Raw genomic sequence first — 19,074 nt, forward strand, 5'->3', positions numbered from 1 at the left:
AGGTGTAAAATTAGCAAATTTTAAAATCAAGGTAAAAAATGGACTACAAAGAGACACTTTTACTCCCAGAGACAAATTTCCCAATGCGCGGAAATCTCCCACAAAATGAACCACAAAGACTAAAATCATGGTACGAAGATCGCAAGGTTTACGAAAAAATGAAGAAAAACCGCCAAAATGCGGCTAAAAATTTCAACATTCACGACGGTCCTCCGTATGCAAACGGACACCTTCACATCGGCCATGCGTTAAATAAAATTTTAAAAGATATCATCACAAAAACGCACTATTTTTACGGCGAAAACGTTCGCTACGTGCCAGGTTGGGACTGCCACGGCTTGCCGATAGAGCAGCAAGTCGAAGTAAAGCTTGGCGATAAGAAAAAAGAGCTTAGCAAGGTCGAGATTAGGGAGCTTTGCAGGCAGCACGCGAGAGAATTTATAGATATCCAGCGCAATGAGTTTAAGAGTCTTGGCATCATCGGCGACTTTGAAAATCCATACATGACGATGAAATTTGAGTTTGAGGCTGACATCTACAAAGCACTTTGTGAGATCGCTAAAAAGGGCCTTTTGATAGAAAGAAGCAAGCCAGTTTACTGGAGCTGGGCAGCTAGATCAGCACTAGCTGAAGCCGAGGTCGAGTACGAGGAGAAAGAGGACTACTCGATATATGTAGCCTTTGGTCTTGATAACGACGCGCTAGAAAAGCTTGGTGTAAAAGAGGCAAGCGCTGTCATCTGGACGACCACGCCTTGGACACTGCCAGCAAACCAAGCCATAAGCCTAAATCCAGATGAAATTTACGTCCTAACTGCGGAAAATTTGATCTTTGCAAAACCTCTGCTTGAGAGTATCGTAGAGAGCGGCCTAAGCAAGGGCGAGATCAAAAAAGAGTTTAAAGCAAGCCTGCTTGAAAACTCTCACGCGATAAATCCACTAAACGGCAGAAAGTCGCAATTTTTACTAGGCGATCACGTTATGATGGACGGCGGTACTGGACTTGTTCATACAGCTCCGGGACACGGCGAGGACGACTACTACGTATGTTTGAAATATGGCTTTAGTGAAATTTTGATGCCAGTTGATGATGGTGGTTGCTACGATGAGAGCTTGAAGCATCACGGACTATTTGGAAGTGACGTGGTAGACGAGTTTGTCGGTATGCACATCTTTAAAGCAAATGAGAAAATTTTAGAGTTACTTGGCAAAAATCTACTTAGTGTTTCTAAATTTAGACACTCTTATCCATTCTGCTGGAGGACGCATAAACCTGTTATTTATAGAGCTACAAAGCAGTGGTTTATAGCTATGGACGAGCCAAAACTAGGTGGCAAAACGCTTAGACAAACAGCGCTAAAAGAGCTTGAAAAGGTTAAATTTTACCCAAGCGTGGGCATAAAAAGAATAGGCTCGATGATAGAAAATCGCCCAGACTGGTGTATCTCTCGTCAGCGTGACTGGGGCGTGCCGATCGCGTTTTTCAGAGACAAAGCGACAAAAGAAGTTATATTTGATAGTGAAATTTTAGACCACATCACAGCCATCTTTAAAGAAAAGGGTGCTGATGCGTGGTGGGCGCTAAGCGTTGATGAGCTCTTGCCAAAAGGCTCAAAATACAAAGCTGAAAATTTAGAAAAAGTGATGGATATCCTTGACGTTTGGTTTGATAGTGGCTCGACATGGCATGCGGTCTTGCAAAGCAACAACTACGACGCTGGCAAATACCCCGCAAGCATGTATCTTGAGGGCTCAGATCAGCACCGTGGCTGGTTTCAAAGCTCGCTTCTAGTAAGCACAGCTATAAATTCTCACGCACCTTATGAGAGCATCCTAACTCACGGCTTTACTGTCGATGCTAAGGGCGAGAAGATGAGTAAGAGCAAGGGCAACGTCATCGCTCCACAAGACGTGGCTAAGACTCACGGCGTGGAAATTTTACGCCTTTGGGTTGGTATGAGTGATTATTCAAGCGACCTAAAAATAAGCGAAGATATATTAAAGCAAATTAGCGAGCAATACCGCAAAATCCGCAACACTATCCGCTTTTTACTAGCAAACGTAAATGATCTTGAGAGCCTAAATACAGAGTTTAACATCCTTGATAAATGGATATTAGCTCGTGCTAAAAAGGTCTTTGACGAGGCGAGCGCTTGCTTTAGAAATTATGACTTTTCAAAGGGCTTTAACATCCTTTTAAATTTCCTATCAGCCGATCTTAGCGGCGTCTATCTTGACGTTTGCAAAGATAGACTTTACTGCGACGCAAAAGACGCACCGAGAAGAAGATCAGCTCAAAGTACGATGGCGATCATCACAAAGGCACTTTTGCCACTCATCGCTCCAACGCTTACTTACACCGTCGATGAGGTGATGGACTATGCTCCAAATATCATCAAAGGCGAGGCAAAAGACGCGTTTGACTTAGTTTATGAGCCGATCAAATTTGATCTTAGCTTTGAAGATGAGCTACTTTTTGCCAGCAGGGAGAAATTTAACGAGATCGTGGACGTTCTTAAGAAGGACAAAAAGATAAAATCAACCCTAGAGCTAAGCCTAGAGACAACTAGCCACAACATCACAAGCTACGACGAGCGCGAAGTGGCTGATCTTTATATGGTAAGCTCGGTTAGACCTTACGACGATAGCGAGCCACTAGCCGAGTTTGAGCTTGAGGGCGATAAATTTAAGATCATAGCAAGCAACCTTCACAAATGCCCAAGATGCTGGAAATTTAATGCTAGCAAAGAAGATGCGCTATGCCCAAGATGCGAAGAGGTCATAAGTGCTAAGTGAGCCAGTAAGCGCAACTATCATAATAGCAACGATCGCTGCGGTGGTCGTTGTTAGCTTGTTTGGCATATTTTTGGTTAATAAATTTAAAGGATAAAAATAGTGGTAACTTTAAAAGAAGCTTTGAAATTTTCAGCTGAAGAGATAAAAAATTTAAGAGCCGAGCTTGAGGCAAAGATCATAAAAGAAAAAGAGATTGGCGCTTATGTCGAGCAGCTAGCAAATTTAGAGATCGCAAAACTAGGCGAGGGCGTGCCTATCGCTATAAAAGATAACATCCAAGTAAAAGGCTGGAATGTAACAAGTGCCTCAAAAATTTTACAAGGCTACGTAGCACCTTATAATGCAACCGTAATAGAAAAGCTACTTAGTAAAAATTTAGCTCCATTTGGCCGCACAAATATGGACGAATTTGCGATGGGAAGCACGACTGAGAGCTCATTTTACGGCAAAACACTAAACCCACTAAATCACGCTCACGTCCCAGGTGGCAGTAGCGGTGGCTCGGCAGCAGCAGTTGCAGCCGGTCTTGCAGTCGCAGCACTTGGTAGCGATACTGGTGGCTCGATCCGCCAGCCAGCAGCATTTTGCGGATGTGTAGGACTTAAGCCAACTTACGGCAGAGTGAGTAGATACGGCCTTGGCGCGTATTCAAGCAGCCTTGATCAAATTGGCCCTATCGCTCAAAACGTAGAAGACGCAGCCATTTTATATGACGCGATCGCTGGACATGATCCAAAAGATAGCACAAGCGCAGATGTGCCGTTTGTAAGCGTTAGCGACAAGATAGATGGCAACAAAAAACTAAAAATTTGCGTCATTAAAAACTATGTCGAAAACGCAAGCGAGCAGACAAAAGCTGCTTTAAATTTAGCGATCGAGAAGCTAAAATCACACGGTCATAGTGTAACTTACACAAATTTTGAAGACTCGAAATACGACGTCGCAACCTACTACATAATAGCAACTGCAGAGGCAAGCGCAAATTTAAGCCGCTATGATGGCGTAAGATACGGCAGAAGAGCTGATGCTAAAAATTTAAAAGAGCTATATATAAACTCACGCTCTGAGGGTTTTGGCGAAGAGGTAAAAAGAAGAATTTTGCTTGGCACCTTTGTGCTAAGTAGCGGATATTACGATGCTTACTATATCAAAGCGCAAAAAGCAAGAGCGCATATAAAAGCTCAATACGAGAGAATTTTAGAAGAAAATGACCTTATATTTATGCCAGTAGCTCCGAGTACAGCCTATAAATTTGGAGCCCACAGTGATCCACTACAAGCATATCTAAGCGATATTTACACTATCAGCGTAAATTTAGCGGGTCTGCCAGCCATCTCTGTGCCAGTTGGCAAAGATGATCAAAATTTAAACGTGAGCGCCCAGCTCATCGCAAAAGCATGGGATGAACAGACCTTGATAAATGGTGCCAAGAGCCTAGAAAATTTAATAAAAGGATAAAAATATGAAGATAGTAAAGAGAGCTTTAACATTTGAGGATGTGCTTCTTGTACCGCAATACTCTGAAATTTTGCCAAAGCAAGTTGATGTAAAAACCAGGATCAGTAAAAACGTCACACTAAATATCCCGATCGTCTCTGCTGCGATGGATACGGTGACTGAGCATAGAACTGCTATCATGATGGCAAGGCTCGGTGGTATCGGCGTCATCCACAAAAACATGGACATCGAAAGCCAAGCAAAAGAGGTCAAACGCGTTAAAAAAAGCGAAAGTGGCGTCATCATCGATCCTATCTTTATAAATCCAGAAGCGACCGTGGCTGAAGCTCTAAGCCTTATGTCAGATCTTCATATTTCAGGCGTTCCAGTCATTGATAAAGACCGCAAACTAATAGGAATTTTAACAAATCGCGATCTTAGATTTGAGACAAATATGAGCACTTTGGTAAAAGACCGCATGACAAAAGCACCACTTATCACTGCGCCAAAAGGTTGTACGCTTGATGATGCGGAGAAAATTTTCTCCCAAAATAGAGTTGAAAAACTACCTATCGTCGATAAAGACGGCAGACTTGACGGGCTTATCACCATAAAAGATCTAAAAAAACGTAAAGAGTATCCAAACGCAAACAAAGATAGCTACGGCAGACTTCGCGTGGCTGCGGCTATTGGTGTTGGTCAGCTTGATCGCGCCAAAGCACTTGTCGATGCTGGTGTAGACGTCATCGTCATCGACTCAGCTCACGGCCACTCAAAGGGTATTATCGATACTTTAAAAGAGGTAAAAGCAAATTTTAAAGTCGATGTCGTAGCTGGCAACATCGCAAACCCAGCGGCTGTAAAAGACCTAGCAGAAGCAGGAGCAGACGGTATAAAAGTGGGCATTGGACCAGGATCTATTTGTACCACAAGGATCGTTGCTGGCGTTGGTGTGCCTCAAATTTCAGCGATTGACGACTGCGCAAGCGAAGCAGCGAAATATGGCATCCCAGTTATCGCTGATGGTGGTTTAAAATACTCAGGCGACGTGGCAAAAGCCCTTGCAGCAGGTGCAGCATGCGTCATGGCAGGTAGCTTGCTAGCAGGATGTGAGGAGAGTCCAGGCGAGCTTATAACATTCCAAGGTCGCCAGTACAAAGTATATCGTGGTATGGGCTCAATAGGCGCTATGACAAAGGGTAGCTCGGACCGCTACTTTCAAGAGGGCACTGCACAAGATAAGCTAGTACCTGAAGGTATCGAGGGTCGTGTGCCATTTGCTGGTAGTATAAAAGATGTGATACATCAGCTAATAGGCGGCCTAAGAAGCGCAATGGGCTATGTTGGCGCAAAAGATATCCCAACTCTTCAAGAAAAAGCTGAATTTGTCGAGATCACTAGTGCTGGACTTAAAGAGAGTCACGTCCACGACGTAGTTATCACTCACGAGGCACCAAACTACAAAGTTAATTAGTGTTAGACCTGCAAACTAGAACTATTAAATTTAACGAGCCACTCTATCTTGAGAGTGGCCGTATGCTATCAAATTTTAAGCTTATTTATGAGACTTACGGCACGTTAAATGCTGATAAAAGTAACGTTATCGTGATCTGCCACGCCCTAACTGGCTCGCATCACGCTGCTGGCACATACGCAGGCGATGAGAAAGCTGGCTGGTGGGACGGGCTAATAGGCAGCAAAAAGGCGGTCGATACAGATAAATTTTATGTTATTTGCGTAAATATCCTAGGTTCGTGCTTTGGCTCGACCTCGCCACTAAGTGTGGATAGAAGTAGTGGCAAAGAGTATAGGCTAAATTTCCCAGTCCTTGCCATAAGCGACGTCGTAAAGGCGCAAATGAGGCTATTTGGCGAGCTTGGTATTACAAGAGTAAGAGCTGTGATAGGCGGCAGTCTTGGCGGTATGCAAGCACTTTGTTACGCTATCGAGTTTCCAGAGTTTGCGCAAGATATCGTCATGCTTGCAAGTACCTATCAGACCAAGCCTTGGGCGATAGCCTTTAACAAAATAGCTATCGAAGCCATTTTAAACGATGAAAATTTCAAAAATGGCGAGTACGACGCAGAATTTATAAGACAAAACGGCCTAAAAGGCATGGCTTACGGCAGGATGGCAGGCCACATCAGCTTTTTAAGCCCTGATAGCATGGATGAGAAATTTGGACGCAACTACGTAGAAACTGACGGTCTTTACGAGCTTTCTGGGCGCTTTCAGGTGGATCGCTACATGGAGTACAACGGCTACAACTTCCCAAAGAGGTTTGATCCACTAAGCTACCTATATATTGTAAAAATGATGAACATCTTTGACTGTACAAGACACTATGATAACCTAAAAGACGCCCTTGCGCCAATAAAAGCAAATTTGCATCTAGTCGCTTTCAAAGGCGATCTACTCTTTCCGCCAAGCTGTATGAGAGAAATTTATGACGCACTTTGTGAGATGGGGCGAGAGTTGAAGACAAAATTTGTAGAGATAGATAGCAACTACGGCCACGACGCATTTTTGGTCGAAATAGAAAAATTTGATGGATATATAAAAAATATATTAAAAGGATAGAAAATGGAGCAAAAAGAGCAAAGCTTTGAAGAAAAATTAGCCCTAGCAGATAAAATTTTAAACGATCTAAACAAAGATGATGTGAGCCTAGAAAATAGCATAAAGCTGCACGAGCAGGGTAAAAAGCTCTTAAATGAAGCAAGAGAAATTTTAGAAAATGCAAAACTTAGCATAAAGCAGGTGGATGATGAGTAGAATTTGTGCTCTTCAGCTACCAACGCAGCCCTTAAGCGAGGCTAGGCTTGATTATTACCTAAAAATTTGTGCGGATGAAAACGCAAGGCTGGTTGTGCTTGGTGAATATGTGCTAAATAGCTTTTTTAAAGAGCTCATTAGCATGCCAAAAAGCCTTATAAAAGAGCAAAGCGAGCGCAAAAAAGAGGCTCTTTTTGCAATGGCAAAAAAGTATGATCTAAATATCGTTGCACCCATTGTAAATCTAAAAGGCAAGGAAATTTTTAAAAGTCTAGCTAAATTTACCCCAACACAAGTAAAGCTATATGATCAGCAAATTCTCATGCCTTACGCTCACTGGAATGAGGCGAAATTCTTTAATAACACAAGCGATGAGCTAAATTTGCCTATTTTTACCTACGATAAATTTAAGGTTGGCGTCATGTTTGGCTATGAGGCGCACTTTGATGTGTGCTGGGCCTATATGAGCGCTAAAAAGGTTGATATCGTGCTCGTGCCAACGGCTTGTACATTTTTTTCTCAGGCGCGCTGGGAGGAACTTTTAAAGGTTAGGGCCTTTACAAACAACGTCTACGTGCTCCGCGTAAACCGCGTAGGAAGCAATAAAAGTGACGATGCGCAGTGGAGCTTTTACGGCGATTCGATGCTTATTAATCCGTTTGGTGAAGTTAAAAATAGGCTTGGTAAAAATGAAGAGATGATGGTCGATGAGCTTAGCAAAAAGGAGCTTAGCGAAGCTAGAAGCACTTGGGGCTTTATGCATATAGAGGCTAAATTTAAAAGATGAAAGAAGGCCGTAACTGGACGGGAAAGCGAGCTTAACAAGAATGAGTGCTCTTTAAAGGAATTTTGGAGTGAATTTTGAAACGAAGTGACGTTGAGAGATACATAAAAGAGAAATTTGACGTTTTAGGCGAGCAAATTTTCCCAAAATATCCAAAAATTAGCGCCTTTCGTCATAAGAAAAATGAGAAGTGGTTTGCACTGCTTATGGAGATAAGCGCTAGCAAGCTTGGGCTTGAAAGTGACGAAGTGACAGAGGTTTTAAATCTAAAATGTAGCCCTGATCTAGGCATGGTACTAGTCGATGAGCAGCAAATTTTTAAAGCCTATCACATGAACAAAAAGCACTGGATAAGTGTAAATTTAAACTCCAAAATCTCACAAAAAACCGTCTTTGACCTGATAGATGAAAGCTTTGAGCTAAGTAAATAAAAGCCATTTTTCAGCCTTAAATTTAGTAGTTTTTGTTAAAATCACGAAAAACTTAAGGATAAAATTTGCAAGAGCTAAACAATGAGATCAAAAAAGTCCATTTCATAGGCATTGGCGGTATCGGTATCTCAGCCATCGCTAGATTTTTACACGAAAAAGGCCACAAGATAAGTGGTAGTGACATCAAAGAGAGCAAGACGACTCTTGAGCTTCAAAATGAAGGCATCGAGGTCATCACACCGCACTGTAAAGAGGCGATAAAAGACCAAGACTTTGTGGTCTACTCAGCCGCGATAAAAGAGGACAATATCGAGCTAGTGGAGGCCAGAAACAAAGGCATAAAGTGTTTTTCTAGAAAAGAAATCTTGCCTTATGTGCTTGAGGATAAATGTGTCTTTGCGGTAGCTGGCGCACACGGCAAAAGCACCACCTCAGCGATGCTAGCAAGCCTAATAGAGGGCTCAGTCATCATCGGCGCCATCTCAAAGCAGTTTGGCTCAAATATGCGCTACGCAAAGAGTGACAACGTCGTATTTGAGGCAGATGAGAGCGACTCAAGCTTTCTAAACTCAAACCCATATCTAGCCATTGTTACAAACGCAGAGCCAGAGCACATGGAACACTACGACTACGATCTAGCTAAATTTTACGCAGCCTACAAGGGCTTTTTGGAGCGCGCGAAGGTTAGAGTGATAAACGCTGAGGACGAGTTTTTAAGCACGCTTAAGCTTGATGCGATCAGGCTTTATCCAAGCACCGACATCACCGAGCTTACGATGGTTGTAAGAGACTATCAGCCATACACCAGCTTTAATCTTAAAAATTTAGGCAAATTTGAAGCCTTTGGCATGGGCGAGCACATCGCTATAGACGCATCTTTGGCTATTCTTGCTGCGATGCACGAGACACCGCTTAAAGATATCAGAGAAAATTTACTAAATTTTAAAGGCATAAAAAAGCGTTTTGACATACTTTGTGCAAACAAAAATTTCGTTCTAATAGACGACTACGCACACCATCCAACCGAGATAAAAGCGACGCTAAAATCAGTCTTTGAATACGCCAAAATTTTAGGCATAAACAGCGTCACAGCGATATTTCAGCCGCACCGCTACACAAGACTTAGCACAAATTTACCTGGCTTTAAAGAGTGTTTTAAGGGCGTTGATGAACTTGTTATATTGCCAGTTTATGCAGCCGGAGAAAATCCGATCGAAGTTGATATGAAGAGCGAATTTAGCGAGTATAACCCGATCTTTACCGACAAGGTCGAGAGGGTTGAAGAGGGTATAGAATTTACAGATGAATTTGGCGTGAAAAACCGCCTAAGTGACGGCATAGTGGTCGGTTTTGGAGCGGGCGATATCAGCGTGCAACTAAGGGGCGGCTACTAATGGATCTAAGCACTTTCAAGCCTCAAGATGAAAATGAAATTTTAAAAGAGATAAATGAAAAAGAGTTAAGCGAGGATGAAATTTCAAGCCTTATAAATTTAGGCAAAAAAGATATCATGATAGCGCTTGCAAGGGAGCAAAAGCTAAGTAGCGCTCAGATAAAAGATATGCTGCCAAATGCCCCGTATATGGCTGTTTGCTTGCTAGTTGAAAAACAAGATATCAGTGAGGTTATGGCTGAAATTTTAGAAAAGATCAAGCCACATCCAGAAATTTACAAAGAGCTAATCGCAAAATATAAAGGCGTAAAATGGTAAGAAATTTGATCCTAATCGCTGGCTTGATCGTACTTTTTGGAGCGATCTGGGCGATAAAAGATGAAAAGATTAGCAAAGGCATAAAAGCGCTCGTTAGTGCGGTACTTGTAGTGATCCTTGTTTGCGTCTATTTTTACGAGGAGAATTTATCAAAAAACGAGGATGCCATCTCAAAGCTAGTTAGCGATTTTAAACAGGGCAAAACACTAAAATGCGGCGAATATAACGTGAGCGCTGAGAAATTTAACTACGAATTTGGCACGGCGTCATTTTTGGCTAAAAGAGAATTTAGCGAGCTCTCAGGCGTAATAGTGCCGATAAAAAGTTGCGAACAATGACTCAGGATATATTTGCAAAGCTTGATCTAAACGAGTATTTGGATAAATTTCACTCCTTTTTAGCAAGGCAAAAACCGCTATTTTTACAAGGCGACAACAAAATTCACTTTGAAAACATAAACGAACTTTCCAAGTATGATTTCAAGGCACCAGACGAGATAAAAAATTTAGATGACGCACTTATGAGACTTAGCAAGCAAGCGGTGCTTCACATCAGTGAAATTTACGAGTTTGCAAAGATTATTAAGTATTTTTCATATCTAAAAAAGCAAAAATTTGAAGGCAGGCTTGGCGAATGGATCGCTAAAGCTGAAATTCCTGATGCGATGAGCCAGATGGCAAACAGTTTTGATGAAAACGGCGAGTTTAGCGACAGTGTGGATGAGAGATTTTACGCGATAAAGCAGGCTTTTAGCGAGAAAAAGTGCCAGATCGACGCCGAGCTTAAAAAGCTCATCTACTCAAAGCACATCACACCCTATCTAGTCGATACCCAGACGCACTATATCAACTCGCAAGAGGCACTTTTGGTACGTGGCGGTTTTAATCACGCCCTAAAAGGCACTGTGATCGCTAGAAGCTCAGGCGGCTACTTCTACGTTGCACCTGCAAGTACCGAGCGCCTAAAAAAGGAGCAAAGCGAGCTGCTTGATAGAAAAGAGGAGATTATTTTTGAACACTGCAAGAAATTTAGCCTACAGATGAACAAGAGCCTGCTCTTTTTGAAATTTATAAATAACGCTTTTGATCAGTTTGACGCATATCAGGCGCGTGTAAATTTGGCTAGGTCGCTTGACTATGAGTTTGTTTTGCCAAATAGCTCGCACGTTATCAAGCTTGAGAAATTTGCTCATCCAGCGCTTAAAAACCCAAAGAGCGTGAGTGTGGATTTTGGTAAAAAAGTGCTTCTCATTACCGGCGTAAATGCTGGCGGTAAGTCGATGCTTTTAAAATCTATCATCTCAGCCACGCTGCTTGCAAAATATTTACTACCTATGCGTATCGATGCAAATCGCTCAAGCATCGGCTCTTTTAAAGAATTTGACGCGATCATAGAAGATCCGCAAAGTGTGAAAAACGATATCTCGACCTTTGCTGGCAGGATGGTGCACTTTGCAAGGCTTTTTACTAAAAAATCGATCATCATAGGCATCGACGAGATCGAGCTTGGTACCGACTTTGAGGAGGCTGCGAGCTTGTATGGTGTCATGATAGAGCGCCTTATCACTCAAGATATCAAAATGATCATCACGACCCACCACAAGCGCCTTGCGATGTTGCTAGCTAAAAATAAAGAGGTTGAGCTAGTGGCGGCACTTTACGACGAGGCGGCTCAAAGGCCTAAATTTGAGTTTTTAAAAGGCACGATCGGCAAGTCTTACGCCTTTGAAACGGCGGCAAGATACGGCATATCTCAAAATTTAGTGGCGCAGGCAAAGAAAATTTACGGCGAAGATAAAGAGAATTTAAACGAGATCATCACAAAGACGCTAAATTTACAAACCAAGCTTGATGAGGGGATAAAAGAGGTCACGGCAAAAGAGGAGCGGCTGGAGCGCTTGCTTGAAGAGCAAAAAGAGCTAAAAGAGAAAAATGAGATCAAGCTAAATGCGACTATTTCGCGCCTTGAAAAAGAGTATTATGAAGCGATAAATGCGGCAAAAGCTGTTATAAATTTCAAAGAGATAAAAGACAAGCAAAGGGCGCTAAACGTGGCAAATGAGAAAAAAGCTGCCATCGTTAAGCCTAAAAAAACTGAGCGCGAGAGCCTAAAAGTAGGCGATAGAGTGAAATATGAAAATATAAAAGGCACGGTTTTAAGCATCTCTAAAAATGACGCGATGATCGAGTCAAATGGCATAAATTTACGCGTGCCACTAGAGCTTTTAAGAAAAAATGGTAACGAAGTGGAGCTACCTAAAAAAGGTGGCGTTAGCCTAAATGTAGATAAACCAAAGACAGCCTCACTCTCGCTTGATCTGCATGGCATGAGAGCTGACGAGGCGATAGCAAAGCTTGATAAATTTATCTCCGATAGTCTTGTTATGGGATTTGATGAGGTTAGCGTATTTCACGGCATCGGTACTGGCAAGCTCGCCTTTGCTGTTAAAAATTTCTTAAAAGAGCATCCAAGTGTGAAAGAATTTTTTGACGCACCGGCAAATCAAGGCGGATATGGAGCTAAAATAGTCAGGCTTTAACTTTTTCCCAAAAGTTAAAATTTATTTTAAGGTTGATATAATCAGGACGAGTACACAAAATAAGGGAAGTAACTTTTGAGTAACAAGGACGATCAAACGGGTAAAAATCTAAATATCACTAAAACGATTATAGGTTTAGTGTTTGTTTTGGGAAGTATTTTTTTAGTCGAAAACCTGGCAGTTTTTTATTTTAAATTTAATAATGCTTCTGCTGAAAATGGTTTTAATCTTCGAAAGAAAGTTGATTATTTGACATATCAATATGTTGATTATTTCAAAAATGTCAGCAAATATGATGTCGCAAATTTTCAATCTTACATTAACGATAGCGCTATGGGTGATGTCCTTTTATTAAAGGATGATAATAAAAATGGATACAAGGTCGTAGCGTCTTCAGATAAAAGAATAATAAATCAAGAATTTAACGATAAAAGCTGTGGAAATATCTTTGCTCATAATTTCCAAAAAGATTATTTTTGGTCAAAAATTTTGCCAGAAAACGCCGCTCAAGTTTGTATGTTTGTGCCAGTTGGAGAGTATATATTAGGCTTTAAAGGAAAGGTCGATCAGCGTATTACTGGCACGCATGATGAGTACTTTTTTGAGTGGCTTTTAAACAATATGGCTTTAACATTTATCTTAAGCTTCGTTGGCGCAATAGTTGCTTTGTCTACTTGTATATGGTATGCGGTCAAGTACATAAAAGAAAAAAATAACTATAACGCATTAAAAACAGATACTAAAAAACAGATAGAAGAGCTTGGAGAAAAGCTTTATATCGATCCGATGACTGGACTTTTAAATAAAACAGCATTGGTGCGTGATATTAATAGCTATGAAAATCCTAAAGTAGTGCTTATAGATATTGACGATTTTGGCAAGATGAATGACTTTTACGGTAAATTTGCATGTGATCAGATTTTGGTAAAGATGGCTGATTTGATCAGTGAATTTGCTAAAGATGAGAATATGAAGGCTTACTGTATAGAAGCAGATAGGTTTGCTCTGGTAGAAGATAGCGATAGCTTTATCGATAGATATGAAGATATGGTTGAAGATTTGATAGAAATTTTTAAAGGCCGTATGCTAAGTATAGTCGATGAAGATGGCAGAGAGATAGAAGGTATCGAGATACATAGTACAATAGGCTTTGCTCTTGATAGTGACCAAACACTAAGAAAAGCAACAATAGCGTTAAAAACGGCAAAAGAGCAAGATAAAGACTATGTTTGCTATTTTAAAGGGCTAAATCAAAAAGAGGAATACGCAACTCAAATAGAACGCTCCAAACTGATACAATACGCTACTATAAATAACAATATTGTTCCTTATTTTCAGCCGATAGTTAATGACCAAAAGGTACCTGTAAAATATGAATGTTTGATAAGGCTTTTGGATAGAGGTGATGTTATATCACCAAATGTCTTTTTAGATATCTCAAAGCGTATTAAGCGTTATGCTGATCTTGAGAAACAACTCATTGTAAAGTGTTTTAAGCAGCTTGTAGAGGATAAGAATTTAGTACTTTCTATAAATTTAAGCAGTAGAGATATGATCGATGGTGATGTTAGCTCACTTGTTTTAAATTTATTGAACAAGCACAATGTTGCTGGTAGAGTAGTATTTGAGATCGTTGAAGATGAAGAGCTTAAAAATTTAGAGAGAGTTTCAAATTTTATCGAGCGTGTAAAAAGCATGGGTGCAAAGATCGCTATCGATGATTTTGGCTCAGGATATTCAAATTTTTCTTACATTATAAAGATCAAGCCTGACTACGTGAAGATCGATGGCTCTATTATAAAAGATATAGACATAAATAAAGATTCACACTCTATCGCAAGTGCGATCGTGGCATTTGCAAAAGACCTTGGTATAAAAACTATTGCTGAATATGTGCATTCAAAAGAGATATTTGAGATCTGTAAAGAGATCGGCGTAGATGAGTTTCAGGGCTTTTATTTTGGTGCACCAGAGCGTGCCGGCTCATAAGGCTCTTAGTGGTAATTAACTTTTTAAAAGAGCTTTTAAGCTTTCGCTCTATCACACCTAATGATGCTGGAAGCTTAGAGTTTATCGCTAAATTTTTACCTGATTTTGAGGCGAAATTTATAGAAAAAAATGGCACCAAAAATCTCATACTTTCTAAAATTTATGGTGATGGCGAGCATCTAGCTTTTGCAGGGCATGTTGATGTCGTGCCTCCAGGTGAGGGCTGGGATAGCGAGCCATTTACACCATATGAAAAAGATGGCTACATCTACGCAAGAGGCGCACAGGATATGAAAAGTGGCGTGGCTGCTTTTGTTTGCGCTGCTAAAGATGCAAAATTTGATGGGAAGCTAAGCCTCGTATTAACAAGCGACGAAGAGGGCGATGGCACATATGGCACGCCTTTAGCACTTGAATATTTACGCGAAATAAATGATTTGCCAAAATTTTGCGTAGTGGCTGAACCAACTTGCGATAAAGAATTTGGTGATAGCATAAAAGTTGGCAGACGTGGCTCAATAAATGGCAAGATCGTGATAAAGGGCATTCAAGGGCACGTGGCATATCCTGAAAAGTGTGTAAATCCGGTAAATTTGATAGCTCCACTTTTAAGCAGGATTGCAAATCACGATATGGACGCTGGGAGCGAATTTTTTAGTCCAAGCAAGATTGTGGTAACTGATATTAGAGGCGGTATGCAAGTTTGCAACGTCACGCCAAGCGAGCTTAGCATAATGTTTAATGTGAGAAACTCAAATTTAACCGACGTAAATGACGTTGAGAGCTATCTTAGAGGCGTTTTAAAAGGGCTTGATTACGAGCTTAGCATAAAACAAAGCTCAAAGAGATTTTTAATAAATAAAGATAGCAAAATCGTAAAAAATTTAATGGCCTCTGTCGCAAAAATTACCGGTGTCACACCGGTTCTAAATACAAAGGGTGGTACGAGTGATGCAAGGCACTTTGCTGAATTTGGCGTAGATGCGATAGAATTTGGCGTGATAAACGATCGTATACACGCCAAAAACGAACGAGTCAGCATCAGTGAAATAAATAAACTTTATGAAATTTTTAAAGATTTGATAGAAAAATTTTAATCCATAAATTTCATTATTTTTAAATCAAAAAGTTATTAATTGTCTAAAAAATATTTTCAAAAGCTATTTTGATTAATATTTTTGTCAAAGAATTTTAAAAATAAGAAATTTTCTTTATTTGGCAATATTGCTATTATCTATTATAATTCATGAAGTAGCCGGGTTTTGGCAATTTCAAGTAAAACCTAATGAAATACTCTTTTTAATGAGCATATGGTAGAAGTTATAAATACATTTGTGGGCAAAAAATATATCCAGCACAATCCTAGCTTTAAAGATGGTATGGATATCATTTCTAATTTGTAAAAAAGTAAAATTTCAAATAAATAAAAAAATGCAAGTAAAACGAAAAATATACAAATCTTTTCAATACGAGAAAATGAGACATAGCTTGCGAGCTAGATTGTCCTTTTTGGTCGTAGCAGTCGTGATTTTAGCAATCGAAATTTATATCGCAGCTTTTGTTAAAGGTGGCTTCGTGCGTCATTATTTGGGTGATGTGCTAGTTACGGTGATGCTTTACTCATTTGGACGAGCTATATTTAAAACTGCACCAAAAATTTTAGCATTTGAAATATTTATCTTCTCGCTATCTATAGAAATTTTACAATACTTTAAAGTACTTGAAATTTTAGATATTCATAATTTAATAATACGCATAGTCTTTGGCGGAACATTTGACGTTAGCGACATCGTATGTTACGCACTAGGCTGTTTGCTAGCTTATTTGACTGATATCATTTGCCTTTTACAAAAGTATAAAAGTCCAAGGATATAGCAATAAACCACAACTTTATTTTTAAGTATGAGGCACTAGCCAATCATCTTAAAATCTCGAGTAAAATTTATCTATCTATTTTAGCTCACCCCAGTTTTTGGCGATATTTAGCGATGTTTTAAGCGGCACATTTAGCGTGTAAATTTCCTCCATCGTCTTTTGTGTCGCCTTGCCAAATTCCTGTGCAACCTCGTCTTTTACTTCAAATATCAGCTCATCGTGGATTTGAAGCAACATTTTCGCATTTTCATCTAAATTTGCTCTAACTTTTACCATCGCCATCTTGACTAGATCGGCTGCTGAGCCTTGAAAGACCGTATTTACAGCCTCGCGCTCAAACATGGCTATTTGCATAGGTGTAGCACTTTTAAAGTCAAAGTAGCGCCTTCTGCCAAGCAGCGTCTGCACAAAGCCATCGTTTTTAGCTGAGATTTTTATCCCCTCTAAAAATTCTTTAATCGTCTCAAAAGCCTTAAAATAGCGCTCTATATACTCTTTTGCCTCGGCTCTTGTGATATTTACTTGATTTGCGAGCTTACTTGAGCCCATGCCGTAAATAAGGCCAAAATTTATGCTCTTCGCCACGGCTCTATTTTGCCCATCACTACTGCCAAATATGCTAACAGCAGTCCTTGCGTGGATATCCTCGTCATTTTTAAACGCTTCAAGTAGCGCAGGATCTTGACTAAAGTGAGCTAACAGTCTAAGCTCGATCTGGCTGTAGTCAAGCCCTACAAAGCTATAGCCCTCACGCGCCTCAAAGCACTCTCTGACATCCTTTGCAAGGCTGCCACGAGCTGGGATATTTTGCAAATTTGGATTTTTACTTGAAAGCCTGCCAGTACTTGTACCAGTTTGCAAAAAGCTCGTGTAAATTCGTGAGCCCTCATCCTTTTTCGCAAGCGCTAAAAGCGGCTCGCAGTAGGTACTTTGCAGTTTATATAGCTCCCTGTAGGCTAAAATTTTCTCCACCACTGGGTGGGCGTCTATGAGCTCTGCTAGCACGCTCTCATCGGTGCTGTATCCTGTTTTTGTTTTCTTTTTGGTTGGAAGCTTCAAGTGCTCAAAAAGTATGACACCAAGTTGTTTGACAGAGTTTATGTTGAAATTTTCGCCGCTTAGCTCGTAAATTTCACTTGTTAGTGCCTTTAGTTTTGTGTCGTTTTCAAGGATGAGCTTTTGCATCTTAGCTTCATTTATCTTGATGCCGTTTTGCTCCATGTCAAAAAGCGTAAGGATAAAAGGAAATTCGTGTGTATCGGCAAGGGCTAGTAAATTTTTATCAAGCGTGTTTAAAAAAGTTTTATAAAATTTAAGCGTTATCCAAGCGTCCTCACTCGCGTATTTGGCGGCATTTTCTAGAGGCACATCGCCAAAAGTTTGCCCCTTTTTGACCATATCTTCAAATTTTATTGTGTCGTAGTCATAAAGTCTCTTTGCCAGTGCGTCCATGCCGACACTCGAGTTTGGATCGCTAAGCCAAGCAAGTATCATCGTGTCTTTAAAATTTGTAGGTGGGTTTAGACCGAGGTTATTTTTAACTATCTCAAAGTCGTACTTTAAATTTTGTCCAATTACGCAGCCTTTGTAAATTTGCCCTATCGCCCAAGTGGCAAATTTTAGGCTAATTTGCTGCGGCGCACCAAGGTAGTTGTGAGCTATCGGCACGTAGTAGGCGTCCTCATCGTTAAAGCAAAAGCTAAATCCAACAATCTTTGCACCCCTGCTATCAACACCTGTGGTCTCCGTGTCAAATGCGACGATGGTCTCTGGCGTGATGTCTGATAAGAGCTTTTCTATGCTAGCCTCATCAAGGAGTAAATTTGCTCTAAAGCCTAGTTTAAACTCGACACTTTCCTCTTTTTGTAAGCTCTTAAGAAGCCTATTTAGATCATACTCTTTTAAAATTTCTGAGATATTTATCAAAGGATTTTGCTCTGGAAATTTCGAGTGTTCAAGATCAAACGAGCTAACTGCATCGTCAAATAGCGTGGCTAGCTTTTTGCTCAAAAACGCTTCGTCTTTTGCGGCGGTTAGCATATTTTTAGTGCGCTCATTTCTAAGAAGGGCTAAATTTTCATAAATTCCCTCTAAGCTCCCATACTCAGCCAAAAGCTTCTTGGCCCCAACTGCGCCGATGCCTTTGACACCTGGGATGTTGTCCGAGCTATCGCCTGCGATCGCTAGAAAGTCCCTTACCTGTGCTGGATAAACTCCGTACTTTTCAAAGCAGCTAGCACTATCGTGATCGATCTTGCTTTGTGGGCTGTAGATGCTCACTTTGCCATCTTCTATGAGCTGATAGAGGTCTTTATCGTGGGTGACTATTCGCACAAATATATCTTTGTCTTTACAAAATTTAACCGCACTTGCGATGATGTCATCGGCCTCGTAGCCCTCGCGGCTAAGGCTGTAAAGCCCCATTTTTTCTATCATATCTATGCAAACTGGAAGCTGTTCTTTTAACTGAGCTGGCGGCTCATTTCTATTTGCTTTGTAATCACCTAAAATTTCGTGACGTAAGGTCTTGCCTTTGCTGTCAAGTGCGAAGATAAGGTAGTCGCTTTGGTATTCATCCTTAAGGCTTGCTATAAAATTTGCAAAGCCACTTATCATACCGCTTGGCTTGCCCTCGCGGTTTTTAAGTCCGCTCATGGCGTAGTAGAGCCTAAAAAAGAAGCCAAAAGTGTCAATAATCGTAAGTGTTTTCATTTTTATCCTTTGTGTAATTTTATGAA

At 40.6% G+C, this 19,074-nt stretch carries 15 protein-coding genes; 14 read left to right on the forward strand and 1 reads right to left on the reverse strand.

What is annotated here, in order from left to right; translation table 11 throughout:
• The first annotated feature begins 38 nt into the window (after nucleotides 1-38).
• The 14 genes from ileS to CVS84_RS00880 all read left to right on the forward strand — a co-directional run bounded on the left by ileS (nucleotide 39) and on the right by CVS84_RS00880 (nucleotide 16,336).
• Nucleotides 39-2,795, forward strand: a complete 2,757-nt coding sequence (gene ileS, locus CVS84_RS00815) for an isoleucine--tRNA ligase (RefSeq protein ID WP_107690784.1) — start codon at nucleotides 39-41, stop codon at nucleotides 2,793-2,795.
• 99 nt (nucleotides 2,796-2,894) lie between these two features.
• Nucleotides 2,895-4,253 carry an Asp-tRNA(Asn)/Glu-tRNA(Gln) amidotransferase subunit GatA gene (gene gatA, locus CVS84_RS00820; RefSeq protein ID WP_107690785.1) on the forward strand — a complete coding sequence of 453 codons (1,359 nt, stop codon included), beginning with the start codon at nucleotides 2,895-2,897 and terminating at the stop codon, nucleotides 4,251-4,253.
• 4 nt (nucleotides 4,254-4,257) lie between these two features.
• The gene (gene guaB, locus CVS84_RS00825; RefSeq protein ID WP_107690786.1) at nucleotides 4,258-5,706 is read left to right on the forward strand and encodes an IMP dehydrogenase; all 1,449 of its coding nucleotides are present in this window, start codon (nucleotides 4,258-4,260) and stop codon (nucleotides 5,704-5,706) included.
• Nucleotides 5,706-6,812, forward strand: coding sequence for a homoserine O-acetyltransferase MetX (metX, locus tag CVS84_RS00830; protein WP_107690787.1), 1,107 nt, complete (start codon nucleotides 5,706-5,708; stop codon nucleotides 6,810-6,812). The genes guaB and metX overlap by 1 nt, the downstream gene beginning before the upstream one ends.
• Nucleotides 6,813-6,815: 3 nt before the next feature.
• Entirely contained in the window at nucleotides 6,816-7,007 is a 192-nt protein-coding gene (gene xseB, locus CVS84_RS00835; protein WP_004317712.1) for an exodeoxyribonuclease VII small subunit, read from the forward strand.
• Nucleotides 7,000-7,794, forward strand: coding sequence for a carbon-nitrogen hydrolase family protein (locus CVS84_RS00840; RefSeq protein WP_107690975.1), 795 nt, complete (start codon nucleotides 7,000-7,002; stop codon nucleotides 7,792-7,794). Before xseB ends, CVS84_RS00840 begins: the two co-directional genes overlap by 8 nt.
• A gap of 74 nt (nucleotides 7,795-7,868) precedes the next feature.
• On the forward strand, nucleotides 7,869-8,222 hold the full coding sequence (locus CVS84_RS00845; RefSeq protein ID WP_107690788.1) for an MmcQ/YjbR family DNA-binding protein: 354 nt from the start codon (nucleotides 7,869-7,871) through the stop codon (nucleotides 8,220-8,222).
• A gap of 86 nt (nucleotides 8,223-8,308) precedes the next feature.
• On the forward strand, nucleotides 8,309-9,616 hold the full coding sequence (murC, locus tag CVS84_RS00850) for a UDP-N-acetylmuramate--L-alanine ligase (RefSeq protein WP_107690976.1): 1,308 nt from the start codon (nucleotides 8,309-8,311) through the stop codon (nucleotides 9,614-9,616).
• The gene (locus CVS84_RS00855) at nucleotides 9,616-9,933 is read left to right on the forward strand and encodes a hypothetical protein (RefSeq protein WP_107690789.1); all 318 of its coding nucleotides are present in this window, start codon (nucleotides 9,616-9,618) and stop codon (nucleotides 9,931-9,933) included. The genes murC and CVS84_RS00855 overlap by 1 nt, the downstream gene beginning before the upstream one ends.
• Nucleotides 9,927-10,271 carry a hypothetical protein gene (locus CVS84_RS00860; RefSeq protein ID WP_107690790.1) on the forward strand — a complete coding sequence of 115 codons (345 nt, stop codon included), beginning with the start codon at nucleotides 9,927-9,929 and terminating at the stop codon, nucleotides 10,269-10,271. Before CVS84_RS00855 ends, CVS84_RS00860 begins: the two co-directional genes overlap by 7 nt.
• Nucleotides 10,268-12,472 (forward strand): endonuclease MutS2, encoded by a 2,205-nt coding sequence (locus CVS84_RS00865; RefSeq protein WP_107690791.1) that lies wholly within the window; start codon nucleotides 10,268-10,270, stop codon nucleotides 12,470-12,472. The genes CVS84_RS00860 and CVS84_RS00865 overlap by 4 nt, the downstream gene beginning before the upstream one ends.
• Nucleotides 12,473-12,721: 249 nt before the next feature.
• Nucleotides 12,722-14,461, forward strand: coding sequence for an EAL domain-containing protein (locus CVS84_RS00870; protein ID WP_234411876.1), 1,740 nt, complete (start codon nucleotides 12,722-12,724; stop codon nucleotides 14,459-14,461).
• Between the two features lie 8 nt (nucleotides 14,462-14,469).
• Nucleotides 14,470-15,558 (forward strand): succinyl-diaminopimelate desuccinylase, encoded by a 1,089-nt coding sequence (dapE, locus tag CVS84_RS00875; RefSeq protein ID WP_107690793.1) that lies wholly within the window; start codon nucleotides 14,470-14,472, stop codon nucleotides 15,556-15,558.
• 379 nt (nucleotides 15,559-15,937) lie between these two features.
• Nucleotides 15,938-16,336 carry a DUF2809 domain-containing protein gene (locus CVS84_RS00880; RefSeq protein ID WP_234411877.1) on the forward strand — a complete coding sequence of 133 codons (399 nt, stop codon included), beginning with the start codon at nucleotides 15,938-15,940 and terminating at the stop codon, nucleotides 16,334-16,336.
• 75 nt (nucleotides 16,337-16,411) lie between these two features.
• Here the strand turns inward: CVS84_RS00880 and polA are convergent, their stop codons facing one another.
• Nucleotides 16,412-19,048 (reverse strand): DNA polymerase I, encoded by a 2,637-nt coding sequence (polA, locus tag CVS84_RS00885; protein ID WP_107690794.1) that lies wholly within the window; start codon nucleotides 19,046-19,048, stop codon nucleotides 16,412-16,414.
• Nucleotides 19,049-19,074 lie beyond the last annotated feature (26 nt).

Origin of the sequence: Campylobacter concisus (assembly GCF_003048575.1) — a bacterium.
GTDB lineage: Bacteria > Campylobacterota > Campylobacteria > Campylobacterales > Campylobacteraceae > Campylobacter_A > Campylobacter_A concisus_U.

Excerpts from the sequence above, each read along its gene's own strand:
- polA (WP_107690794.1), bottom strand. The coding sequence starts at position 19,048 with ATGAAAACACTTACGATTATTGACACTTTTGGCTTCTTTTTTAGGCTC.
- guaB (WP_107690786.1), top strand. The coding sequence starts at position 4,258 with ATGAAGATAGTAAAGAGAGCTTTAACATTTGAGGATGTGCTTCTTGTA.
- CVS84_RS00860 (WP_107690790.1), top strand. The coding sequence starts at position 9,927 with ATGGTAAGAAATTTGATCCTAATCGCTGGCTTGATCGTACTTTTTGGA.
- CVS84_RS00840 (WP_107690975.1), top strand. The coding sequence starts at position 7,000 with ATGAGTAGAATTTGTGCTCTTCAGCTACCAACGCAGCCCTTAAGCGAG.
- CVS84_RS00865 (WP_107690791.1), top strand. The coding sequence starts at position 10,268 with ATGACTCAGGATATATTTGCAAAGCTTGATCTAAACGAGTATTTGGAT.
- xseB (WP_004317712.1), top strand. The coding sequence starts at position 6,816 with ATGGAGCAAAAAGAGCAAAGCTTTGAAGAAAAATTAGCCCTAGCAGAT.
- ileS (WP_107690784.1), top strand. The coding sequence starts at position 39 with ATGGACTACAAAGAGACACTTTTACTCCCAGAGACAAATTTCCCAATG.
- CVS84_RS00880 (WP_234411877.1), top strand. The coding sequence starts at position 15,938 with ATGAGACATAGCTTGCGAGCTAGATTGTCCTTTTTGGTCGTAGCAGTC.
- CVS84_RS00855 (WP_107690789.1), top strand. The coding sequence starts at position 9,616 with ATGGATCTAAGCACTTTCAAGCCTCAAGATGAAAATGAAATTTTAAAA.